The organism is Shewanella sp. SM73, from assembly GCF_025653795.1.
GTDB classification, from domain to species: domain Bacteria; phylum Pseudomonadota; class Gammaproteobacteria; order Enterobacterales; family Shewanellaceae; genus Shewanella; species Shewanella oncorhynchi.
Map to the genome: position 1 here is coordinate 108,609 of NZ_JAKKRY010000014.1, position 19,019 is coordinate 127,627.

Sequence of the window (19,019 nt, forward strand, 5' to 3'; positions counted from 1 at the left end):
GCAGAGCATTACCTAGATAGGGGCTGTACACTCGCAGCCCCTTGTTGCACACTTATCCCATCTTGATTTCCATCTCTTAGCTTTGTCAGGTTTTATTATGTCTTCCTTTAAACACTTAAGCGTTAATCAATTGCTGCAAATGACCGAAGCACAGCCAGTGCAAATCGTCGATATCCGCGATGGCAATAGCTTCACCAACGGCCATATTGCAGGTGCAACTAACCTGAATAACGAAAACCTAGCGCAATTTATTAGCCAAGCCGATATGGATAGCCCACTCGTGGTGGTTTGTTACCACGGCATGAGCAGCCAAAATGCGGCGCAATATTTATGCGAACAAGGTTTTGATGACGTTTACAGCCTAGACGGCGGCTATAGCGCCTGGCATGAGGCGAATGCATGATAGAAATTGGCAGACTCCCCAACAGCAGAGCCGCGCAGGCATTTGTCGATTACCTCAAAGGGGAAGACATTGACTGCCAAATTGAGCCGCTGGTTCAGGGTGTCGCCATTCTGGTTATCCATGACAAAGATGTGGAGCAAGCACGCAAAGAGTTTGCCCACTTTATTGCTCACCCTTACGACAATAAATATCTGCAAGCCTCGTGGGAACACGGCGATACCCAAACCAAACTCGATTATGGTGCCCCTTCGCTGCAGTTGTTCACCCAATTCATTACCGGCGCAGGCCCAGTCACGTTGATCGTTTTTGCGGTTTGCGTACTCATTTTTGCGGCGATGAACTTAGGGTTCGCCAACCAAACCTACGCGGCACTGTCCTATTTTGGAGCAGTACCTCATTCAGAGTTCAGCCAGTTCTGGCGTGTTTTTACACCGAGCCTGCTGCATTTTTCAGCCATGCACGTCATCTTTAATTTGCTCTGGTGGTGGTATTTAGGCGGTAAAATCGAAACCCGTATTGGTACTGCACCATTACTCATCCTGCTGTTTGTCGCAGGAACACTGCCAAACGTTATCCAATATTATGTCGGTGGACCTAACTTTGGCGGGCTGTCCGGCGTTGTGTATGCAGTGGTAGGTTACACTTGGATTATGGGTATACGTAAACCCGCAGCTGGAATAGATTTCCCACCATCATATATGGGCTTTATGATGATATGGTTGGCATTGGGATTCACAGATATTCTAGGGGTTTCGGTTGCTAACGGCGCCCACATTGGCGGCTTACTCATAGGGTTAGCCCAAGGTTTATTTGATAGCCGCAAATCCTCGATCTCAATTTAATATAGTGAACCAAGATAAATCCTGAAATTTATCTTGGTTCAATGACTCGCTTCACTCTTCTACAAACAGCTCAAACTAACTCTGATCAGTCATTTCTAGTAGCTTAACGACTAGCTTCTCGATGCCTGAATGCGCTTCAGCAATATTACCAGCCAACATATAAGCGGGAGTGCTGACAATCCGATTTGCTTCATCCACGACTATCTCATGTACTGTCGCAACTTGATGCTCACCGCCCATCAAATTAAACGCTGCGACAGTATCGCTATCATTACCAATAGTGCCTTTTACACCCTGGGGATATAAACGCGGGATCATCATAGGAGCAATACAGATAAAACCAACGGGCTTTTTCGCCAGAATGAACTCATTGATAAAATCAGTCACCAGCGGTTCCACTTCACACTCACTGCCATTCGTCGCAAAGTTACACAGATTTTTCGCCGCACCAAAGCCACCGGGAATGATCAAGGCATCAAATTCGGCGATATCTAATTCTGTGGTCGCTTTGACTTCGCCACGGGCGATACGCGCCGACTCCACCAGCACGTTACGACTTGCAGCAGCATCGACCTCGCCAGTGAGATGATCTACCACATGCATCTGTTTGATATCAGGTGCAAAACACTGGTAGTGAGCCCCTGATCGGGATAAGCATAAAAGCGTTAAAACCGATTCATGTATCTCAGTTCCATCGAAAACACCACATCCACTCAGTAACACTGCGACTTTTTTCATTAAAAATATCCTTCTTATGTCATTAAGTTTTAACAAACCATAAACAAACTAGTTGATCTGATTAAAAATCGTGCTAACTTAATTCGTCGAATCTGACGAGTGCCGAAAATTAAGCCAATCCTTAGATGTATTTTACGGAGTCAATAAAAAATCCACAAATTGGGAAGATTTTTTAAGAAACAGTATTGAACTCACACAAATCTTTTATAAACATAAAAAACAACAACTTAAAAAAATCGCACTAAGCCGTAATCATCGCCATTATTCTCAGTTGACTTTTTCACTCACAGACTTATCCACAGGCTGGGAGTCATTTTGCCATGGCTGAAATAGTGCTTCTGTGGCATGCTTAGCGCCATCTAAGTCATCGATAAACGAAAAATACCTATGCCAACCGTCGCTAAAAACCCACTTGTGCTTGTGGATGGATCTTCTTATTTGTATCGCGCTTATTATGCGCCTCCTCACCTAACAAACTCAAAGGGCGAAGCAACCGGTGCCGTTTATGGCGTAGTGAATATGTTACGCAGCTTGCTGACCCGTTATCAACCAAGCCATATCGCAGTCGTGTTCGATGCCAAGGGAAAAACCTTCCGCAATGACATGTACAGCGAATACAAAGCACAGCGCCCACCTATGCCTGATGATCTACGTTCGCAAATCGAACCCTTGCATCGCATTATTCGCGCACTAGGTTTACCACTGATTTCAATTTCCGGCGTCGAAGCCGATGACGTGATCGGTACTATTGCCCGCCAAGCCAGCTTAGAAAACCGTGCCGTACTTATCAGCACAGGCGATAAAGACATGGCGCAATTAGTGGATGAGAACGTTACGCTCATCAACACCATGACAGACACCATAATGGGCCCAGAAGAAGTCGTCACCAAATTTGGTGTCGGTCCAGACCGTATCATAGATTTACTCGCACTGATGGGCGACAAGGCCGACAACATTCCCGGCTTACCCGGCGTAGGAGAGAAAACGGCGCTCGCTATGCTCACGGGAGCCGGCAGTGTGAGTAACTTATTAGCGGAGCCCGAAAAAGTCGCCGAGCTCGGCTTTAGAGGTTCTAAAACCATGGCGGCAAAGATCATTGAAAATGCCGACATGCTCAAGCTTTCTTACGAACTCGCCACCATCAAAACCGATGTCGAACTTGAGCAAGATTGGCACGAACTTACCATCATGCCAGCAGACAAAGATGAACTGATAAAATGCTACGGCGAGATGGAGTTTAAACGTTGGTTAGCCGAAGTCTTAGATAATAAAATGACGGCAAATACCTCAATTGATGCGGCATCCACAGAAACGCAAGAAGACTCATCTCCAGTCGAAGCGATTGAAACACAGTACGACTGCATTCTCACCGAAGCCGAATTAGACACTTGGATTGCTAAGCTTAAACAAGCCGACTTAATGGCAATCGATACTGAGACCACCAGCTTAGATTACATGGTGGCCGAATTAGTCGGGATTTCCTTCGCCGTTGAGACAGGAAAAGCCGCTTATCTTCCTTTGACCCACGATTACGTTGGTGCACCGACTCAAATCGATAAAACGGTCGCGTTAGAAAAACTGCGTCCGCTGCTTGAGGATCCAAAGATCAAGAAAGTCGGTCAAAATCTTAAGTACGACATCAGTATCTTAGCCAATGCAGGGATCAAACTACAGGGCGTCGCTTTCGACACTATGCTCGAATCCTATGTTTTCAACTCAGTGGCTTCGCGCCATGATATGGATGGTTTAGCGCTCAAGTACTTAGGCCATAAGAATATCAGCTTTGAAGAAATCGCCGGTAAAGGTGCAAAACAGCTGACCTTCAACCAAATTCCACTAGAGACGGCTGCGCCTTATGCGGCCGAAGATGCCGACATCACACTGCGTTTACACCAACATTTATGGCCAAGACTCGAAAAAGAAGCCGAACTTGCCGCCATGTTTACTGAAGTCGAATTGCCGCTAATCCAAGTGTTGTCGGACATTGAACGTCAAGGGGTATTAATCGACAGTATGTTACTCGGCCAACAGAGCGATGAACTGGCGCGTAAAATCGATACCTTAGAAGAAAAAGCCTACGACATTGCCGGTGAAAAATTCAATCTTGGTTCACCTAAGCAGCTGCAAGTATTGTTTTATGAAAAGCTAGGTTATCCGATCACCAAAAAGACCCCAAAGGGTGCACCATCGACCGCGGAAGAAGTGTTGGTCGAATTAGCATTAGATTTCCCACTGCCAAAGGTGATCCTCGAACATCGAAGTCTATCTAAGTTAAAGAGTACTTACACCGATAAGCTGCCACTGATGGTCAACGCTAAAACGGGTCGCGTACACACTAGCTATCATCAAGCTAATGCGGCAACAGGTCGCTTATCGTCAAGCGAACCTAACCTGCAGAATATTCCGATTCGCACCGAAGAAGGTCGCCGTATTCGCCAAGCCTTTATCGCCCCAGCAGGCCGTAAAATTTTGGCCGCCGACTACTCGCAAATCGAACTACGGATCATGGCCCATTTATCCCAAGATGCTGGCTTACTCAAAGCCTTCGCCGAGGGCAAAGACATTCATAGAGCCACTGCTGCAGAAGTATTTGGTACCGACTTTGATGAAGTCACCACAGAACAACGCCGCCGTGCCAAAGCGGTTAACTTCGGCTTAATTTATGGCATGTCAGCCTTTGGTTTGGCGCGTCAGCTTGATATCCCACGCCATGAAGCACAAACCTATATCGATACCTACTTTGCCCGTTATCCTGGCGTATTACGTTATATGGAAGAAACGCGCGCGGGTGCTGCTAACTTAGGTTATGTGTCGACTCTGTTTGGTCGTCGCCTCTACTTGCCCGAAATCCGTGATCGTAATGCGATGCGCCGCCAAGGTGCTGAACGTGCTGCGATTAACGCGCCAATGCAAGGTACGGCTGCTGACATCATCAAAAAGGCCATGATCAATATTGCCCAGTGGATCAAAACAGAAACCCAAGGCGAAATCACTATGATCATGCAGGTTCACGATGAATTAGTGTTTGAAGTCGATGCGGATAAAGCAGAGGCACTTAAAAAGACAATCTGCACCTTGATGGCGCAAGCAGCTAATCTCGATGTTGAACTGCTTGCCGAAGCAGGCATTGGTGATAACTGGGATGAAGCCCACTAATCTCAGTAATATCCAGAAGAACACTATCAATATGATTTAACTGAAAATAAAGCTAATCTGACTTCAATATTTTGAGCTCAGATTAGCTCTCTCCCGTCTTAATCGCCTCTAAGAACATCAATACAGAGTCCTTTTCATCACTCAGCATAAATAACCCTTTCACAATACAAATTAGCTCGTTAAGTTAGACAAACTTCATCGGCAGAAATGATTCACTCACAGTCAAACAATCTTTATCTGATACATTTGGCAGTAGAGTTCATCGATACACTGCCACAGCAGATGGATATTAAAGGGTGTGATTTACTCTAATTGAAACTGCATTCAAGTCAGCCATATATGCTCAAGAGTGCCATAACGGTTGTTCTCTCTCGCGTACACCAAAATCTTAGGTCAGGATTAGAGTAAAAAATCAAATCTCAAATATTGATCACTTTTGTATATAAATTTCGAGTTTTCTCTTTAAATCAGCCAATTAACCATTTTCACTGAAATTTTAGGATCAATTTGAGATGCTTTTTCACTCACAACCTGAGATCAAGCGCACATAATTACCTCTTTTTTGAAAAAACTGTTTTCCATTTAAAGATAAATAGAGTAATATTCTCTGCGTAGGGTACAGAGGTTAAGATGTTCTATCTTTCAGACCTTTATTTCACTTATAGTGATGAGCCAAATTCTGGCGCCTCAGCAACTTGTTTGCTGAGGCTTTTTTTTGCTCTTTTTTCAGACTTTAAGTAAATTTTAGAGTATTTACTTTAATAAGGGATGAATTGGCTGTATGCTAGTTTCATTGAGAACCATTGAAGCTAATTTGATGGTGCTTGAGTCTTGTTGAATTTAGCTTCTCCCCAAAAGAGCTAATATTTTTGGCCGATGATAATATCATCGGCTATTTTTTTGCCTGAGATTAACGAATAACCGATGGGAATGAGACTGAACAAAAGAGAAAAAATTGCAGTAAAAACAAAGAGGAGGTATACACAGTCAAATTCTACCATGTACACCAAAACAGGCGATATTATTCAGCGTTATTCGCTGCATCTAACTCATCAGTCAACCACTGTGGATGACACCATTCATTAAGAATTGCCAACACTTTAGGCTTACCGGTTCCTTTAAGTGATGAGAAGGGTTCAACTTGCACCCAGTCGCCAAACTCACTTAGTGCGAGACGCACTTCATTTACGGTTTTCATCTTAGCACTTTGGGCTAATTTGTCTGATTTCGTTAGCAAAGCTAATACTGGAATTTCACTAGCAACTGCCCATTCAATCATCTGCATATCGAGATCTTTTAATGGATGACGAATATCCATCAAGACAACCACGCCACTTAAACAAGCGCGTTTTTGCAAATATTCACCCAATGCTTGCTGCCATTTATTTTTCAACGCAAGTGGGACTTGCGCAAAGCCATAACCAGGCAAGTCAACTAAACGACGCTGAGCATCTAACTCAAATACGTTAATTAGTTGAGTACGGCCCGGTGTTTTACTGGTTCTTGCTAAACTTTTTTGCTCAGTTAATGCATTGAGTGCACTAGACTTTCCAGCATTAGAGCGGCCAGCAAATGCAATCTCAACTCCAACATCGCCGGGCAGATATTGATCCAAATGTGCAATGTCAGGTGCACTGATTAAAAACTTTGCCCTACGAAAATCTATACGAGATTCAGTCACTATTTACTCCGAAATTTTTCTACGCAATACCATAATTTATGAAGAATTACTTACTTTCCCACGTTTTCGTGTAAAATATTACTCCGATCACATTAATCATATTTTACCACGCTTGCGGGTCACCCTAGTAAGCTCAGGATAATAATTTAACCAGAAGTTGGAACGCCATGAAAAAGCTAGCTCTTGCGCTGTCTGTTGTAATTGCCGCCATATCTTCACCTGCGATTGCTGAAGGTAATGCTGAAGCGGGAAAAACGAAAATCATTGTCTGTTCGGCCTGTCACGGTATGGACGGTAACAGTATGATCGATATGTACCCCAAAATTGCGGGCCAACACGCCACTTACCTCCAAAAGCAACTACATGATTTCCGTAGCGCAGCACAAACTGGCGGTAAAGATGGTCGTATGGATCCTATCATGAGTGGCATGGCAATGCCTCTAAGCGATCAGGATATTCTCGACATTAGCGCATATTTTTCTAGCCAAGCAATCCAAGTGGCTGAAGCAAAAGATGTTCCTGAGTTAGGCGCTAAACTTTACAAGGGTGGTGATGTTTCTCGTGGCATTACCGCTTGTATGGCATGTCATGGCCCAGATGGTAAAGGCGCTGAGCTTGCAGGTTTTCCAACGCTGGCAGGCCAACACGCAAACTACATCAAGATCCAGCTGACAAAATTCCGTGAAGCGGGCCGCCATAATGACTTGAATGGCATGATGCAAGATGTGGCTAAAAAACTAAATGATAGCGATATCGACGCGCTATCAAAGTATCTTTCTAGCCTGAAGTAATCTTCGCGAGTGAAAAGAAGGGTGTATTGTCACCCTTTTTTTACACCACAAAGTTGACGTGGACGTAAACTGCAAAGATTCGTGCTTGACATAGATCACAGATTTCGGTTTAATAAGCCCCGTACCGAGATAAACCCATCTGTTTGTACAAAAAGATTAATAATAACTTACAGGTTTCGGTATAATTAACGTTTAAGATATAAGAATAAAGATACTCAATAACAATAATATACTTAAGACCACTCTCTAATAATAACAAGAGTCGTGATTTCCACTTGAAATCCAGGTCAGCACAATTTTGTAAGGGATGGCCGATAACGCCAATTTGCTTCTAGCAAAACACCTTACGCTAAGGGTAACTTGCCCCATCAGGACATAGTTTACATGATGTAAACTGTAGCAAAGGAAGCGATAAACTTAGGATGCACTGGCTGGATGCTTGTTATCACAGGAAGGTACTTAAGTAACATGGATGGTTAACTCGACGTCAATGATGACGATGCTTTAAAAGATGTGTTGCGAGACCATCTACGGAAACTGTAGTCAGGATGGCGACAGAAAAAAATAAAGTGTCTGGAAGACCATTAACAAAAATAATGCAGGGAAAGCAGTAAAAAAAAGAAGGATACCGACCGGGAAAGTCGCATAGCAAGTATGGATACTTGGAATCAGGATAAGGTGCTAAAGCACCCTTTGTAAGGCGGCAGTTTAACTGCCGCCTTTTTTCTTTTGTAACACCCCATTAGTGTCTAAAATGTGCACTCAACCAATATAATTGGTACAATCAAAGCCTTAATAACCACTTCAGCAGACTCAATGCCCAGATGCCCTCTTTGTCATAACAGTCAGACACGACTCCTTCATCAAGATAAAAAGCGGAGTTTTTATGTTTGCAAGACATGTGAGTTAACCTTTGCGGATGCGAATAGCCATTTACCCCCCGCGGCAGAGAAGCAAAGATACGGTCGTTCACGCATAGCGTCGAAGCAAAAACAGTTATCGCAATTTATTTTGCCGCTGTTAGCGCAATTAGAGCAGCAACAAGCGGGCAGTTTATTAGGATTGAATTTTGGTCGCATACTCGATGATGAGAGCCTGACGACCATAGAAAATGCGGGCCACAAGTTAAATCAATATGATCCCTTTTTTGCCCCGAATCATGATGTGTTAAAGCTAGAGTATGATTTTATCTGCTGTTATCGGGTGTTTGAGCATTTTCAAAACCCTATAAAAGAGTGGACTTTGCTCTCTCGGCTACTGCATTCTGGTGGTTGGTTAGCGATAAGCACACCATTACTGACTGAATTAGATGGTTTTGCTAAGTGGCATTATAAGAACAACCTCACCCATGTGAGCTTTTATCAGCGACAAACCTTCGAGTACCTCGCAAACAATAGCGATTTTGAACTATTATTTGCCGCAAAGGACCTCGTTTTGATGCAAAAAACATCATAATCTGGTATAACACTCGGCCTAATTTCGCACCTTGTAGACAAGCTCACCCTTAGTCTGCAAGGCCATACGTTGTAAATAATTGAGAAGACCATGTCTCGTAGCAAGAAAACACGCAAGGGCGGCGAGAACAGCCCTAAGTTACAGCCAAGAGTGAAGAAGCAAGATCGCGCTGTAGCGACTGGCAAACGTAAAGATTCTGGCAATAAATCAGGTAGTCGTCATAACGAAAGCTTAATTTTAGCGCAAGCGCCGCAACAGCAGGCCGCTAAGAAAAAAGACCCGCGTCATGGCAGTAAAAAGCCTGTGGCTTTAGCAATTCCTGCGGCAGTGGTAACAGATAAAGCCGCTCAGCCAAAAGTGAAACAAGCTAAGCTGACTGACGAGCAAAAACTGCTGAAATTGGAAGAAGATCCAAGACTAAATCAGCTGTTAGATATGCTTGAAGAAGGCCGCGACCTCAACGAGGTTGACCAAAAGTGGTTAGATCAACAGCTAAATAAGATTGAAGCTCTGATGATTAAACTGGGCATTAGCGACGATATGGATGATGACACACCTTCATCACCTGCTAAGTCTTTGTCTGACGATGAGTTGTTCGACAAGTTCGAATCAGGCGCTGACTTACTAAAAGATTATCAAGACAAGTTCTAACCTCTCAGTGCTAAGGCATAGGGAACTCAGTTTTTAGCTGTGGCTCCTTATGCCATTCATATAAGGAGTCTCTGTGTCTACGACTATCATTATTCTCGGTTTTATCATCATAGTAGCGCTAAGTAGCTACGCCACCTTCTTAATCCTAAAACTCAAGCAGCAAAAAAAGCGTCAGCAGGCTGAACAAGCCGAGCGTGAAGTGACTGCGAACGCAAAACGTGCCCAAGTTTTAGATGATATCCGCTATATCGCCACCGCCATGATTGAAGACCGCTGTGAGATCTCTGAAGGCGTGGTCAGGATTGGGCGATTATTTGAAATCCTGTCATTAAGTGAGCGTGTGGCTCCCGATTACCCTTCATTATTCAAACACTTTGAGTTAATTAAAAATCATCCCATCATGGATGCTCGTCAAGCCTTGCCTAAGCAAGAAAGAATGAAGTTAGACTTGATCAGAATGAAGTCCGAAGCCGCATTAGAGCAAGGCATCAGTGATGATGCGAAAAAACTGGCGGATTACCAAGCCAAAGCGATGCATTAAACCAGCCCATTGCTATACCTCAAGACCACTTATATTGTGGTTTTGAGGTTATCTCGATAAAACCTGCACCAATCTTACCCTCCTTACTCCCGTGAGCCTGCGCACAAAATCGCCAAATATCGACAGACAAGCGTACTTTTTTGATAGATATTGCGTAACTTCTAAAAAGACAGACGTCATTTTTACAACCTAGATCAAGGTTATTTACTTAAGAACCTTGCATACTTCGCTTGTTGCTAATTTACCCACGGAGGACACGCCTTGAAGCAGCCCACTCAGATTAGCTGGGATCAGTCGATGATCGAAAAATATAACTACAGCGGTCCCCGTTATACCTCTTACCCAACGGCATTAGAGTTCGATGACACATTCACCGAACAAAACCTGCTGACGGCCATTGAAAATAGCAAAAGCGATAAACTGTCGCTGTATATTCATATCCCGTTCTGCGCCAAGCTTTGTTATTACTGCGGCTGTAATAAAGTCATCACCCGTCACCAACACAAAGCCGATCAGTACATTGAATATTTAAGCCAAGAAATTATTAAACGTGCCCCCCTGTTCAAACATTACAGTGTGACCCAAATGCATTGGGGCGGCGGTACACCCACTTTCTTAAATCCAGAGCAAATTTTAAAGCTGACATCATTGATTAAAGCCAACTTTAACTTTGCGGATGAAGGTGAGTTTTCAATTGAAGTCGATCCTCGCGAGATTGAGCTGTCAATGCTCGACACGTTGAAAGAAGCGGGCTTTAACCGGATATCCATCGGTGTACAAGATTTCAATAAAGAAGTGCAAATTGCCGTTAATCGCGAACAAGATGAGCAATTTATCTTCGACTTAATGGCCAAAGCAAAAGCCATGGGTTTTGTGTCAACCAACATAGATTTAATCTATGGTTTGCCACACCAAACGCCAGAAACCTTTGCCGCCACTATGCAGCGCGTTTTAGATTTATCGCCTGACCGTTTGTCGGTATTTAACTATGCTCACTTACCTGCGCGCTTTGCCGCTCAACGTAAGATCAAAGACGAGCATTTACCTTCGCCAAAACAAAAACTCGAAATGCTGCACCAAACTATTGAGACCTTAACTGGCGCTGGCTACCAATATATCGGTATGGACCACTTTGCTAAACCCGATGACGAGTTAGCCAAGTTGCAGCGCGAAGGCAGACTGCACCGCAACTTCCAAGGTTATACCACCCAAGAAGAATGCGATTTGTTAGGTCTTGGCGTATCATCCATCAGTCAGATTGGCGACTGCTATGCGCAAAACCAAAAAGATATCCGCCCTTACTATGAGGCCATAGATAAGGAAGGCCATGCTTTGTGGAAAGGTTGCAGCCTAAACCGTGATGATGAAATCCGCCGCGTCGTGATTAAACAGCTGATTTGCCACTTCGAACTGGATATGGCGAAAATTGATGAGAAACTGGGGATTAACTTCGAAACCTATTTCGCAGAAGATCTTAAGTTAATGCAGACATTTATCGATGATAAGTTAGTTGAAATCGTCGACAGACAGATCACTATCAGCCCTACTGGCCGTTTATTGATCCGCAATATCTGTATGTGCTTCGATCTTTACTATCGTCAAAAAGCGCGTCAGCAACAGTTCTCACGCGTGATCTAAAACGCTTATTGCTGCACTCGCAAACGCTCACAAAAAATCCGACTCTAGAGTCGGATTTTTTATTGATGGCTATTTTTATTAACGACTCAGAATCGACTTATACCTTAGCGGCATAGAGTGCTTTGCGCTCACTGTCCGATAAAAATGCCATTTCAACGCCGTTACGTTGCACCTGCGCTAACTCAGCATCGGTTAACTTGAGTTCAGATTTGGCGATACGATACTCATGATTAATATCGATAGCGCTCACACCGGGATCATCGGTATTTAGGCTTATCAACACGCCTGCATCCATAAAGGTTCTGAATGGATGCTCAGCGTAAGAAGCCACAGTAGAAGTATGCAAGTTACTGGTTGGGCAAGATTCGATGCCAATACGGTGCTTAGCAAGATATTCCATCAGCTTAGGATCGTGAATCGCGTTCACCCCATGACCAATTCGAGTTGCGCCAAGTTCTTGAATCGCTTGCCACATACTTTGTGAACCCGCAGCTTCACCGGCGTGAGCCGTAATCGCGAGGCCAGCATCACGAACACGTTTAAAGTGATCGTTAAATAACTCGCCAGGGAAGCCCATTTCATCGCCGGCTAAGTCCATAGCCACGAGATGTTGTTTATGGGCGAGTAAGCCTTCAAGTTCTTGAGTACAAGCGGCTTGACCGAATGAACGTGACATAATGCCAATCAAATTGATCTTCACGTTATAGTCTTTTAAGCCAGCTTTAACGCCGTCAACTACCGCCTCAACTACGCCTTCAATCGGTAACTTATGGTTCATCGCCATATAGTAAGGACTAAAACGTAACTCAGCGTAATCTAAGCCAGATAACGCCGCATCGGCAACGTTTTCATAGGCGACGCGTTTAACCGCATCCAAATCTGCGAGTACGGCAACCATCCAATCGAGCTTCTTTAAGAAGGCGACTAAGCTAGTTTCTTTCCCCTGAATTTGCACAAAAGGTGCGAGTGTCTCTAAAGAATCGGCAGGTAGCGCAATGCCGTGTTGGTGTCCTAGTTCCCAAATGGTATTTACCCGCACATTACCGTCTAGGTGACGATGCAGATCCACCAATGGAATGGATGTATCAATCATATTTAACCCCTATTTGAACTACCCAGCCAATGCTTTTGTTATTTGGTCGCGGGCGGACACTAAGTTTAACACGCATTTTCGGGGGCATTTATGCGCCAAACGCATTTAAATTCACATTCAGTCACAATTCTGCTTAATATCCATACAAGGAACGGCCGCATTCATCAGGCATAATGACTTCAATAACAACGAAAATATCAGAGATCTAACATGCATAAACTCTTAACCCCCAGTTTATTGATATGCGCATTAGGCGCCTGCAGTGCCACTCAAACCACAAAAAATATTCAAACCCCATCGGCACAGGCAATATCAGCAACACAATCGCAAGTTGAGCCCATAGCTCCCGCGCTGCAGGCGATTATCGACCAAAGCTGGCAATTACAGCTCAGCGCGAGTCCTGAAATGGCTTACAGCATGGGCGATGCCAGTGCCGCAGGAAAGCTATCGGATCTATCGCCAGCTGCGCTCGCTAAGCTCAATCAAGGTCAAATCGCAGTATTAGCGCAGCTCAAAGCACTCGACCGCAGCAGTTTGAGTAAAGAAGATAAGATTAACGCTCAAATACTGGAAGATCAGATCCAAAACGATGTCGACCTATATCGCTTTAAGGATTATTACCTGCCCATTACCGCGGAAAGCGGCTTCCACGCTTATATCACCTCAATCGCACAGGGAAGATTCAACACCCTTGAGGATTACCGCAACTATATTGCCAAACTCAATGCACTCCCGATCTATTTCGCCCAGCAAACTCACTGGCTAAAACAAGGATTGGCCGAGGGAATAACGCCACCTAAAGTGACACTCACTGGTTTTGAAGACAGTATCAGTGCTTATATCGTCCCTGTTGAAAAGAGCAGTTATTTCAAACCTTTTACTCAATATCCCAGCTATTTCACTGAGGCACAAAAAACTCAGCTGACCCAAGAAGGCCGCGCTTTAGTTGAGCAAAAAGTTCTACCTCTGTACCAAAACTTTTATGATTTCATGACTAAAGAGTACATTCCCAATGCACGGGAAAATATCGCGGCCAGTAGCTTACCTAACGGCGCAGAATTTTATGAGAATAGGGTACGTTACTATACGACCTTGAATATGACGTCGGCAGAAGTGCATGAGCTGGGCTTAAAAGAAGTTAAGCGTATCCGCCAAGAGATGGAGCAAATCATCAAGTCCGTAGGCTTTAAAGGCAGCTTTGCCGACTTCTTACATTTCCTGCGGACCGATCCTCAGTTCTACACCACCAGTGCCGAGCAGTTACTCAAAGAAGCGGCATTTATTGCCAAAAAAGCCGATGCCATGCTGCCTAAATACTTCGGCAAACTTCCCCGTAAACCCTATGGCATAGCGCCAGTGCCCGCCGAAATTGCACCGAAATACACCACTGGGCGATATTCAGGATCGAACAGCGATGATGAACCCGGTTACTACTGGGTCAACACTTATGCATTGGATAAGCGCCCACTCTACGAGCTAGAAGCCTTAACCTTGCACGAAGCCGTACCCGGTCATCATCTGCAAATTTCACTCAACTCTGAGCTAACCTCACTCCCAGATTTCCGTCGTTATGGCTATATCTCTGCCTTTGGTGAAGGATGGGGGCTATATTGCGAATATTTAGGTTTAGAAGCGGGTTTCTACCAAGATCCATACAGTAACTTTGGTCGCTTAACCTATGAAATGTGGCGCGCGGCGCGTTTAGTCGTAGATACTGGCATGCACGCCCAAGGATGGAGTCGTCAACAAGCCATCGACTTTATGGCCAGCAATACCGCACTATCACTGCACAATGTCACTACCGAAATTGACCGCTATATTTCGTGGCCAGGACAAGCCTTATCCTACAAAATTGGTGAGTTAACAATCAAACGATTACGTGCCAAGGCAGAACAGGAACTCGGCGACAAATTTGATATTCGTGCCTTCCACGATGCTGTGCTCGAAAATGGCTCAGTGCCTATGTCGATCCTCGAACAGCAAATCAATGATTTTATTGAAGCGAAAAAGGCGACACGCTAAGTTAATGAAATTCATGGGAGTCGGTATTTTCAGACTCCCATGGTTGTCTGTTACACTCTAACAAACCATTCAAGCCAAATGATTTGCGACTGAGTATGAGCCAAGCCAAAGCGACATTTTCGACTGAACACGATTTAAATACCTCAGAGCAGCAAGCCTTCTGGCAAAGCGTTGTTCAAGACACGCTAGCCTCTGCCGACGGCGTTACGCTGGCCTATATGATGGTCAAACATCCCCAAGCGCATACCGCAATCGTTCTCAGTAGTGGCCGAGTCGAGTCCTATTTAAAGTATCAAGAATTGGTCTTCGACTTATACCAACAAGGTTACTCTGTTTATGCCATAGATCACCGTGGCCAAGGGCTATCGGATCGTATGACAATCAATCCACACATGGGCCATGTGCGAAGATTTAATGATTATATTGATGACTTTGCTCTATTTATGCAGAAGATAGTGTTACCACAAAACGACAAACAACTCATGCTACTTGGCCATTCAATGGGGGGCGCGATTGGCACTTTATATCTCAAACAGCATCCCGATATTTTTACCGCCGCGGCATTTTCCGCACCCATGTATGGCATTAAATTACCTATGCCAAAAGCGTTCGTACGCTGGTTGGCCAGTAAACTCGATACCACACTCAATGGCGGCGAGCCTAATTATGTACTTGCAGGACAAAACTATAAACCTGTTCCATTCAAAGGGAATGAGCTAACTCACAGCCAAACCCGATACCAAGCCTACCGAGAATTGTATGATGCTGCCCCTAAGTTACAACTCGGTTCACCCACTAACCGTTGGTTGACTGAATCTTTAGATGCGGCAGATACTTGCGTACTGGCAACGGCACAAATTCGCACTCCGATACTGATACTGCAAGCGAGTGAAGATAAGATTGTTGATAATGCGGCCCAGAATCTCGCCGTGAGTACCCATTGCCAATTGAAAGTAATCGCTGGGGCTGCCCATGAGATTTTTATGGAAAAAGACGCCTGCCGAAACCAAGCCTTAAACTATGCTCTCGACTTCTTTAAACGCTACGCAATAAAGGACAAGGACAAACAAGCTGGATAAAGTCCGCTTGGTTTAAGGCTCGACTGAATAAATAGCCCTGATAGCCATCACAGCCAAGTTCAACAAAAGCTTGATATTGTTGGGATGATTCGACACCTTTGGCGACAACGCTCAAATTGAATTGCCGTGCAGAGGTAATCAGTACATTCACTTTTGTTGGCATTGTGGTTAATGAATCGATACAACTCATATCCAATTTAACCGCAACTAATGGCTGATTAGCTAAACAGCTCAAGGCACTCAAACCCGAACCGAAATGATCGAGGATGATGCCTACACCTGCTTCAACTAACTTAGAGACACGCTCATTCACAAACTGTGGTTGCATTAAAAATGCGGCCTCATTGAGCTCAATACCCAGTTGATGAGCCGCAATACCATGCTCCTTAACCAACCCAACGAATGCATCAACAAAATCTGCCTGACCAAATGAGAATGCACTGATATTGAGAGTCAAAGGAGGCAAACTCCTTCCTTGAGCCCGCGATTTCTGAATAAACAAACACACCCGCTTAGCCACCCAAAGATCAAGCTCAGCAATAATTCCCCCTTGTTCTGCCAACGCCACAAATTCAGCTGGCGGAATAAACTCTCCATCAGCACGATACCAACGCGTGAGCACTTCAGCCGAGACAAGTTCACTGGTCGCATTGATCACAGGCTGGAACATTAACGTTAAGCTATCTTGTTGTAATGCGGTTTGTAATTCCTGTTGCAACAGCTCATCACGGCTCTGGCGAAAGTCCATTTCAGCATGGTAAAAAGCGCACCCAGCTTGACCTGCTTGCTTAGCGCTTAACGTTGCCAACTCGGCACGACGCATCACTAAAGCAGGGTCTAAGGTTTCTATACTATCGAGTAAACAAATCCCCACACACGCGCTAAGCTCAAAGTGATGATGACCGTAATGAAATGGTCGAGCAATCACTTGCCTTAGCTCACTCGCAAGGGCTAAAGCACGATGAGCAGCGGCTGACGCATCTGCCGCTAAATCTTTAGCAAGCAAAACGAAATTACCAGACTCTAATCGACCGACCGTTATATTTTCAGTGAAATAACTCGATAAACGGGCCGCGATTTGTGTTAACAAGCGCTCTAATTCATGGGAATGTAAAGTGGCGACCAATCCTAAGCGATCCACCTCAACAAGCAGCAATGCTCCCCATTGCCCCGAACTATTACCTTGGGTTAAAAATTGCGATAAACACCCCATAAAGACATCGGGCAACATCTTGCGACCAACAACCGATTGATCCACAAGCTCAGTAATTGCAGCATGGTTCTTCGCGCTTTCTGACACATCCATATGAATGCCTATCATGCGAGTCGGGCGCCCTTGGGGATCCCAATCAACTAACATACCGCGGTCTAACACCCACACATAATGGCCATCTCTATGCCGTAAGCGGTGAACACTTTCAAATTCTTTACTCTTTCCGCTAACGTATTCCTGCAAAGCATCTAACACAATCTGCTTATCATCGGGATGTAGCCGCGTCTCCCATGTCTGGAATACTCCAGCCAATTCATCAGGCGCATAACCAATCATCTCTTTCCAGCGATCAGAAAGAAAAACCTCCCCCGTACTGATGTCCCAATCCCAAATACCGTTACGCGAACCTTCCACAGCAAATAACCAACGCAATTCACTGTCATTCAGCTGTTTAACTGCCCGACTTAAACGCTCATGTGCCTGCTGCAAACTGGCTTGCAAAGATAAAACTTCAGATGAACTCCAAGGTATCGATGTCGAAAAGGAAGAAGTGCCTACCTGCTTAGCAGCCTCGCTCAACATTTGGAATGGGCGGATCAACAGGAAATATAAAATAAAGGTAAAGCCAATCAACAATAATCCGCCAAGGCCCCAAACCCGCATAAAACGTTGCTGCAACTTAGCAGAAGCTTCGGCCACTAAAGGGGCTAAATCGGCTTCAAGATAAATCAAATCAACAGCCCCACCATACTGGGGAAGAACGGGATAATATGCTTGAATAGTTAAACGGTCGAGATTAACGAGGATCTGCGGAAGAAAAGCTTGAACCACAGAGCGGTGAAGGTCTACATCATAACCATCGATGACTTGAGTCGCATTGCTATCACGCCACACAGTATGATTAGCAAAACGAATACGGCTTTCAGCATCAACCAAGATATACACCATAGTGCCCATATCCAGTGCAGCTAAGGATACTTCCTGCTCAATCCGCTCCACATCCTGTAAAGCTTGCGCCGATTGAACCACATTCTGCATGCGGAACAACTGTTGCTTTATCAAAGCCGACTGTCGCTGCGCATGTTCAGCCCTAACTTGGTCACTTTCGAACAGGTACTCGCCTATGACCAACACTAAATATAGGGTCAGCATACAAAGAGGAAGCAGTACCGCGAGCGAAAGCTTACGAAGCATAGGCAACAGATGGCCGTTAACAAAAAAATTAATATTTTTGTATGCTAACGGGAAACTGACCACTAAGCAAAAGGACTTATCAAACTAAGCGAGATCTTCATGTAAATAATCAACTTAGAGTATAAAAGTCTGAAATAAAGGAAGGAAAAAACGTAAAGAACTAGCAGAAGAACCAAAACTAAAATGAATAGAACAATGCTATATAGCATTGGTCTTTAAATGACAATTTAACAAATTGCAGACGAAAAAAAGCCAGCTTATTCAGCTGGCTTGGTTACATCTCAATGAGATAATTAGGCGCTTGGCGATGACCTACTCTCACATGGGGAGACCCCACACTACCATCGGCGCGTTTGCGTTTCACTTCTGAGTTCGGGATGGGATCAGGTGGTTCCACAAGGCTATTGTCACCAAGCAAATTCTGTTTATTACCGTGTCCATCTCTGGCTCACGTTAATAATAATTCGGAAAGCTGATTTTCTGTTGAGTCTTTAACTTTATCAAGTGTCGATATTCTGTCTA

Annotated in this window: 14 protein-coding genes and 1 rRNA gene; 10 read left to right on the top strand and 5 right to left on the bottom strand. The window is 44.5% G+C overall.

The genetic code is table 11. The features are described 5' to 3' along the window. The first annotated feature begins 97 nt into the window (after positions 1–97). Entirely contained in the window at positions 98–403 is a 306-nt protein-coding gene (glpE, locus tag L5M51_RS17755; protein ID WP_006084745.1) for a thiosulfate sulfurtransferase GlpE, read from the top strand. Further along, positions 400–1,245 carry a rhomboid family intramembrane serine protease GlpG gene (gene glpG / locus L5M51_RS17760; RefSeq protein WP_263173940.1) on the top strand — a complete coding sequence of 282 codons (846 nt, stop codon included), beginning with the start codon at positions 400–402 and terminating at the stop codon, positions 1,243–1,245. Before glpE ends, glpG begins: the two co-directional genes overlap by 4 nt. Positions 1,246–1,320: 75 nt before the next feature. Here glpG and elbB read toward each other — a convergent pair whose 3' ends face one another. Next, a complete protein-coding gene (gene elbB / locus L5M51_RS17765) occupies positions 1,321–1,983 on the bottom strand; it encodes an isoprenoid biosynthesis glyoxalase ElbB (RefSeq protein WP_113940152.1) in 663 nt (220 codons plus the stop codon). A 387-nt stretch (positions 1,984–2,370) separates the two neighbouring features. Between elbB and polA the strand changes: the two genes are divergently transcribed. Then, positions 2,371–5,139, top strand: coding sequence for a DNA polymerase I (polA, locus tag L5M51_RS17770; protein ID WP_263173942.1), 2,769 nt, complete (start codon positions 2,371–2,373; stop codon positions 5,137–5,139). Between the two features lie 1,021 nt (positions 5,140–6,160). On the opposite strand, the gene yihA is transcribed toward polA, so the two are convergent. Then, entirely contained in the window at positions 6,161–6,820 is a 660-nt protein-coding gene (gene yihA / locus L5M51_RS17775; RefSeq protein WP_006079362.1) for a ribosome biogenesis GTP-binding protein YihA/YsxC, read from the bottom strand. 167 nt (positions 6,821–6,987) lie between these two features. Here yihA and L5M51_RS17780 point away from each other — a divergent pair, with 167 nt between their 5' ends. From L5M51_RS17780 to hemN, 5 genes are all read left to right on the top strand, one after another. Continuing rightward, positions 6,988–7,611, top strand: a complete 624-nt coding sequence (locus tag L5M51_RS17780) for a c-type cytochrome (RefSeq protein ID WP_105250761.1) — start codon at positions 6,988–6,990, stop codon at positions 7,609–7,611. 816 nt (positions 7,612–8,427) lie between these two features. Continuing rightward, positions 8,428–9,066, top strand: coding sequence for a class I SAM-dependent methyltransferase (locus L5M51_RS17785; protein ID WP_105250762.1), 639 nt, complete (start codon positions 8,428–8,430; stop codon positions 9,064–9,066). Positions 9,067–9,156: 90 nt separating this feature from the next. Further along, positions 9,157–9,717 (top strand): Der GTPase-activating protein YihI, encoded by a 561-nt coding sequence (gene yihI / locus L5M51_RS17790; RefSeq protein ID WP_105250763.1) that lies wholly within the window; start codon positions 9,157–9,159, stop codon positions 9,715–9,717. A gap of 73 nt (positions 9,718–9,790) precedes the next feature. After that, positions 9,791–10,258, top strand: coding sequence for a DUF2489 domain-containing protein (locus L5M51_RS17795; protein ID WP_212599427.1), 468 nt, complete (start codon positions 9,791–9,793; stop codon positions 10,256–10,258). 261 nt (positions 10,259–10,519) lie between these two features. Beyond that, a complete protein-coding gene (gene hemN, locus L5M51_RS17800) occupies positions 10,520–11,896 on the top strand; it encodes an oxygen-independent coproporphyrinogen III oxidase (RefSeq protein ID WP_263173945.1) in 1,377 nt (458 codons plus the stop codon). Between the two features lie 97 nt (positions 11,897–11,993). On the opposite strand, the gene add is transcribed toward hemN, so the two are convergent. Next, positions 11,994–12,989 carry an adenosine deaminase gene (gene add / locus L5M51_RS17805; protein WP_219251466.1) on the bottom strand — a complete coding sequence of 332 codons (996 nt, stop codon included), beginning with the start codon at positions 12,987–12,989 and terminating at the stop codon, positions 11,994–11,996. A gap of 210 nt (positions 12,990–13,199) precedes the next feature. On the opposite strand from add, the gene L5M51_RS17810 reads away from it, so the two are divergent. Together L5M51_RS17810 and L5M51_RS17815 are read left to right on the top strand one after the other, a co-directional pair. Then, positions 13,200–15,011: a DUF885 domain-containing protein gene (locus tag L5M51_RS17810; RefSeq protein ID WP_263173946.1), complete on the top strand. Its 1,812-nt coding sequence runs from the start codon at positions 13,200–13,202 to the stop codon at positions 15,009–15,011. A gap of 95 nt (positions 15,012–15,106) precedes the next feature. Next, a complete protein-coding gene (locus L5M51_RS17815) occupies positions 15,107–16,090 on the top strand; it encodes an alpha/beta fold hydrolase (protein WP_263173948.1) in 984 nt (327 codons plus the stop codon). Here the strand turns inward: L5M51_RS17815 and L5M51_RS17820 are convergent. Both L5M51_RS17820 and rrf read right to left on the bottom strand, forming a co-directional pair. Next, positions 16,047–18,497: a GGDEF domain-containing phosphodiesterase gene (locus L5M51_RS17820; RefSeq protein WP_263173950.1), complete on the bottom strand. Its 2,451-nt coding sequence runs from the start codon at positions 18,495–18,497 to the stop codon at positions 16,047–16,049. The two genes, L5M51_RS17815 and L5M51_RS17820, sit on opposite strands and share 44 nt — an antisense overlap. Positions 18,498–18,796: 299 nt before the next feature. Then, positions 18,797–18,912, bottom strand: a 5S ribosomal RNA gene (rrf, locus tag L5M51_RS17825). Between the last annotated feature and the right edge of the window lie 107 nt (positions 18,913–19,019).

Bases quoted from the DNA above. Each gene is read 5' to 3' on its own strand.
- L5M51_RS17820 (WP_263173950.1), bottom strand. From the start codon at position 18,497: ATGCTTCGTAAGCTTTCGCTCGCGGTACTGCTTCCTCTTTGTATGCTG.
- add (WP_219251466.1), bottom strand. From the start codon at position 12,989: ATGATTGATACATCCATTCCATTGGTGGATCTGCATCGTCACCTAGAC.
- elbB (WP_113940152.1), bottom strand. From the start codon at position 1,983: ATGAAAAAAGTCGCAGTGTTACTGAGTGGATGTGGTGTTTTCGATGGA.
- L5M51_RS17810 (WP_263173946.1), top strand. From the start codon at position 13,200: ATGCATAAACTCTTAACCCCCAGTTTATTGATATGCGCATTAGGCGCC.
- yihI (WP_105250763.1), top strand. From the start codon at position 9,157: ATGTCTCGTAGCAAGAAAACACGCAAGGGCGGCGAGAACAGCCCTAAG.
- L5M51_RS17815 (WP_263173948.1), top strand. From the start codon at position 15,107: ATGAGCCAAGCCAAAGCGACATTTTCGACTGAACACGATTTAAATACC.
- polA (WP_263173942.1), top strand. From the start codon at position 2,371: ATGCCAACCGTCGCTAAAAACCCACTTGTGCTTGTGGATGGATCTTCT.
- glpG (WP_263173940.1), top strand. From the start codon at position 400: ATGATAGAAATTGGCAGACTCCCCAACAGCAGAGCCGCGCAGGCATTT.
- L5M51_RS17780 (WP_105250761.1), top strand. From the start codon at position 6,988: ATGAAAAAGCTAGCTCTTGCGCTGTCTGTTGTAATTGCCGCCATATCT.
- L5M51_RS17785 (WP_105250762.1), top strand. From the start codon at position 8,428: ATGCCCAGATGCCCTCTTTGTCATAACAGTCAGACACGACTCCTTCAT.
- glpE (WP_006084745.1), top strand. From the start codon at position 98: ATGTCTTCCTTTAAACACTTAAGCGTTAATCAATTGCTGCAAATGACC.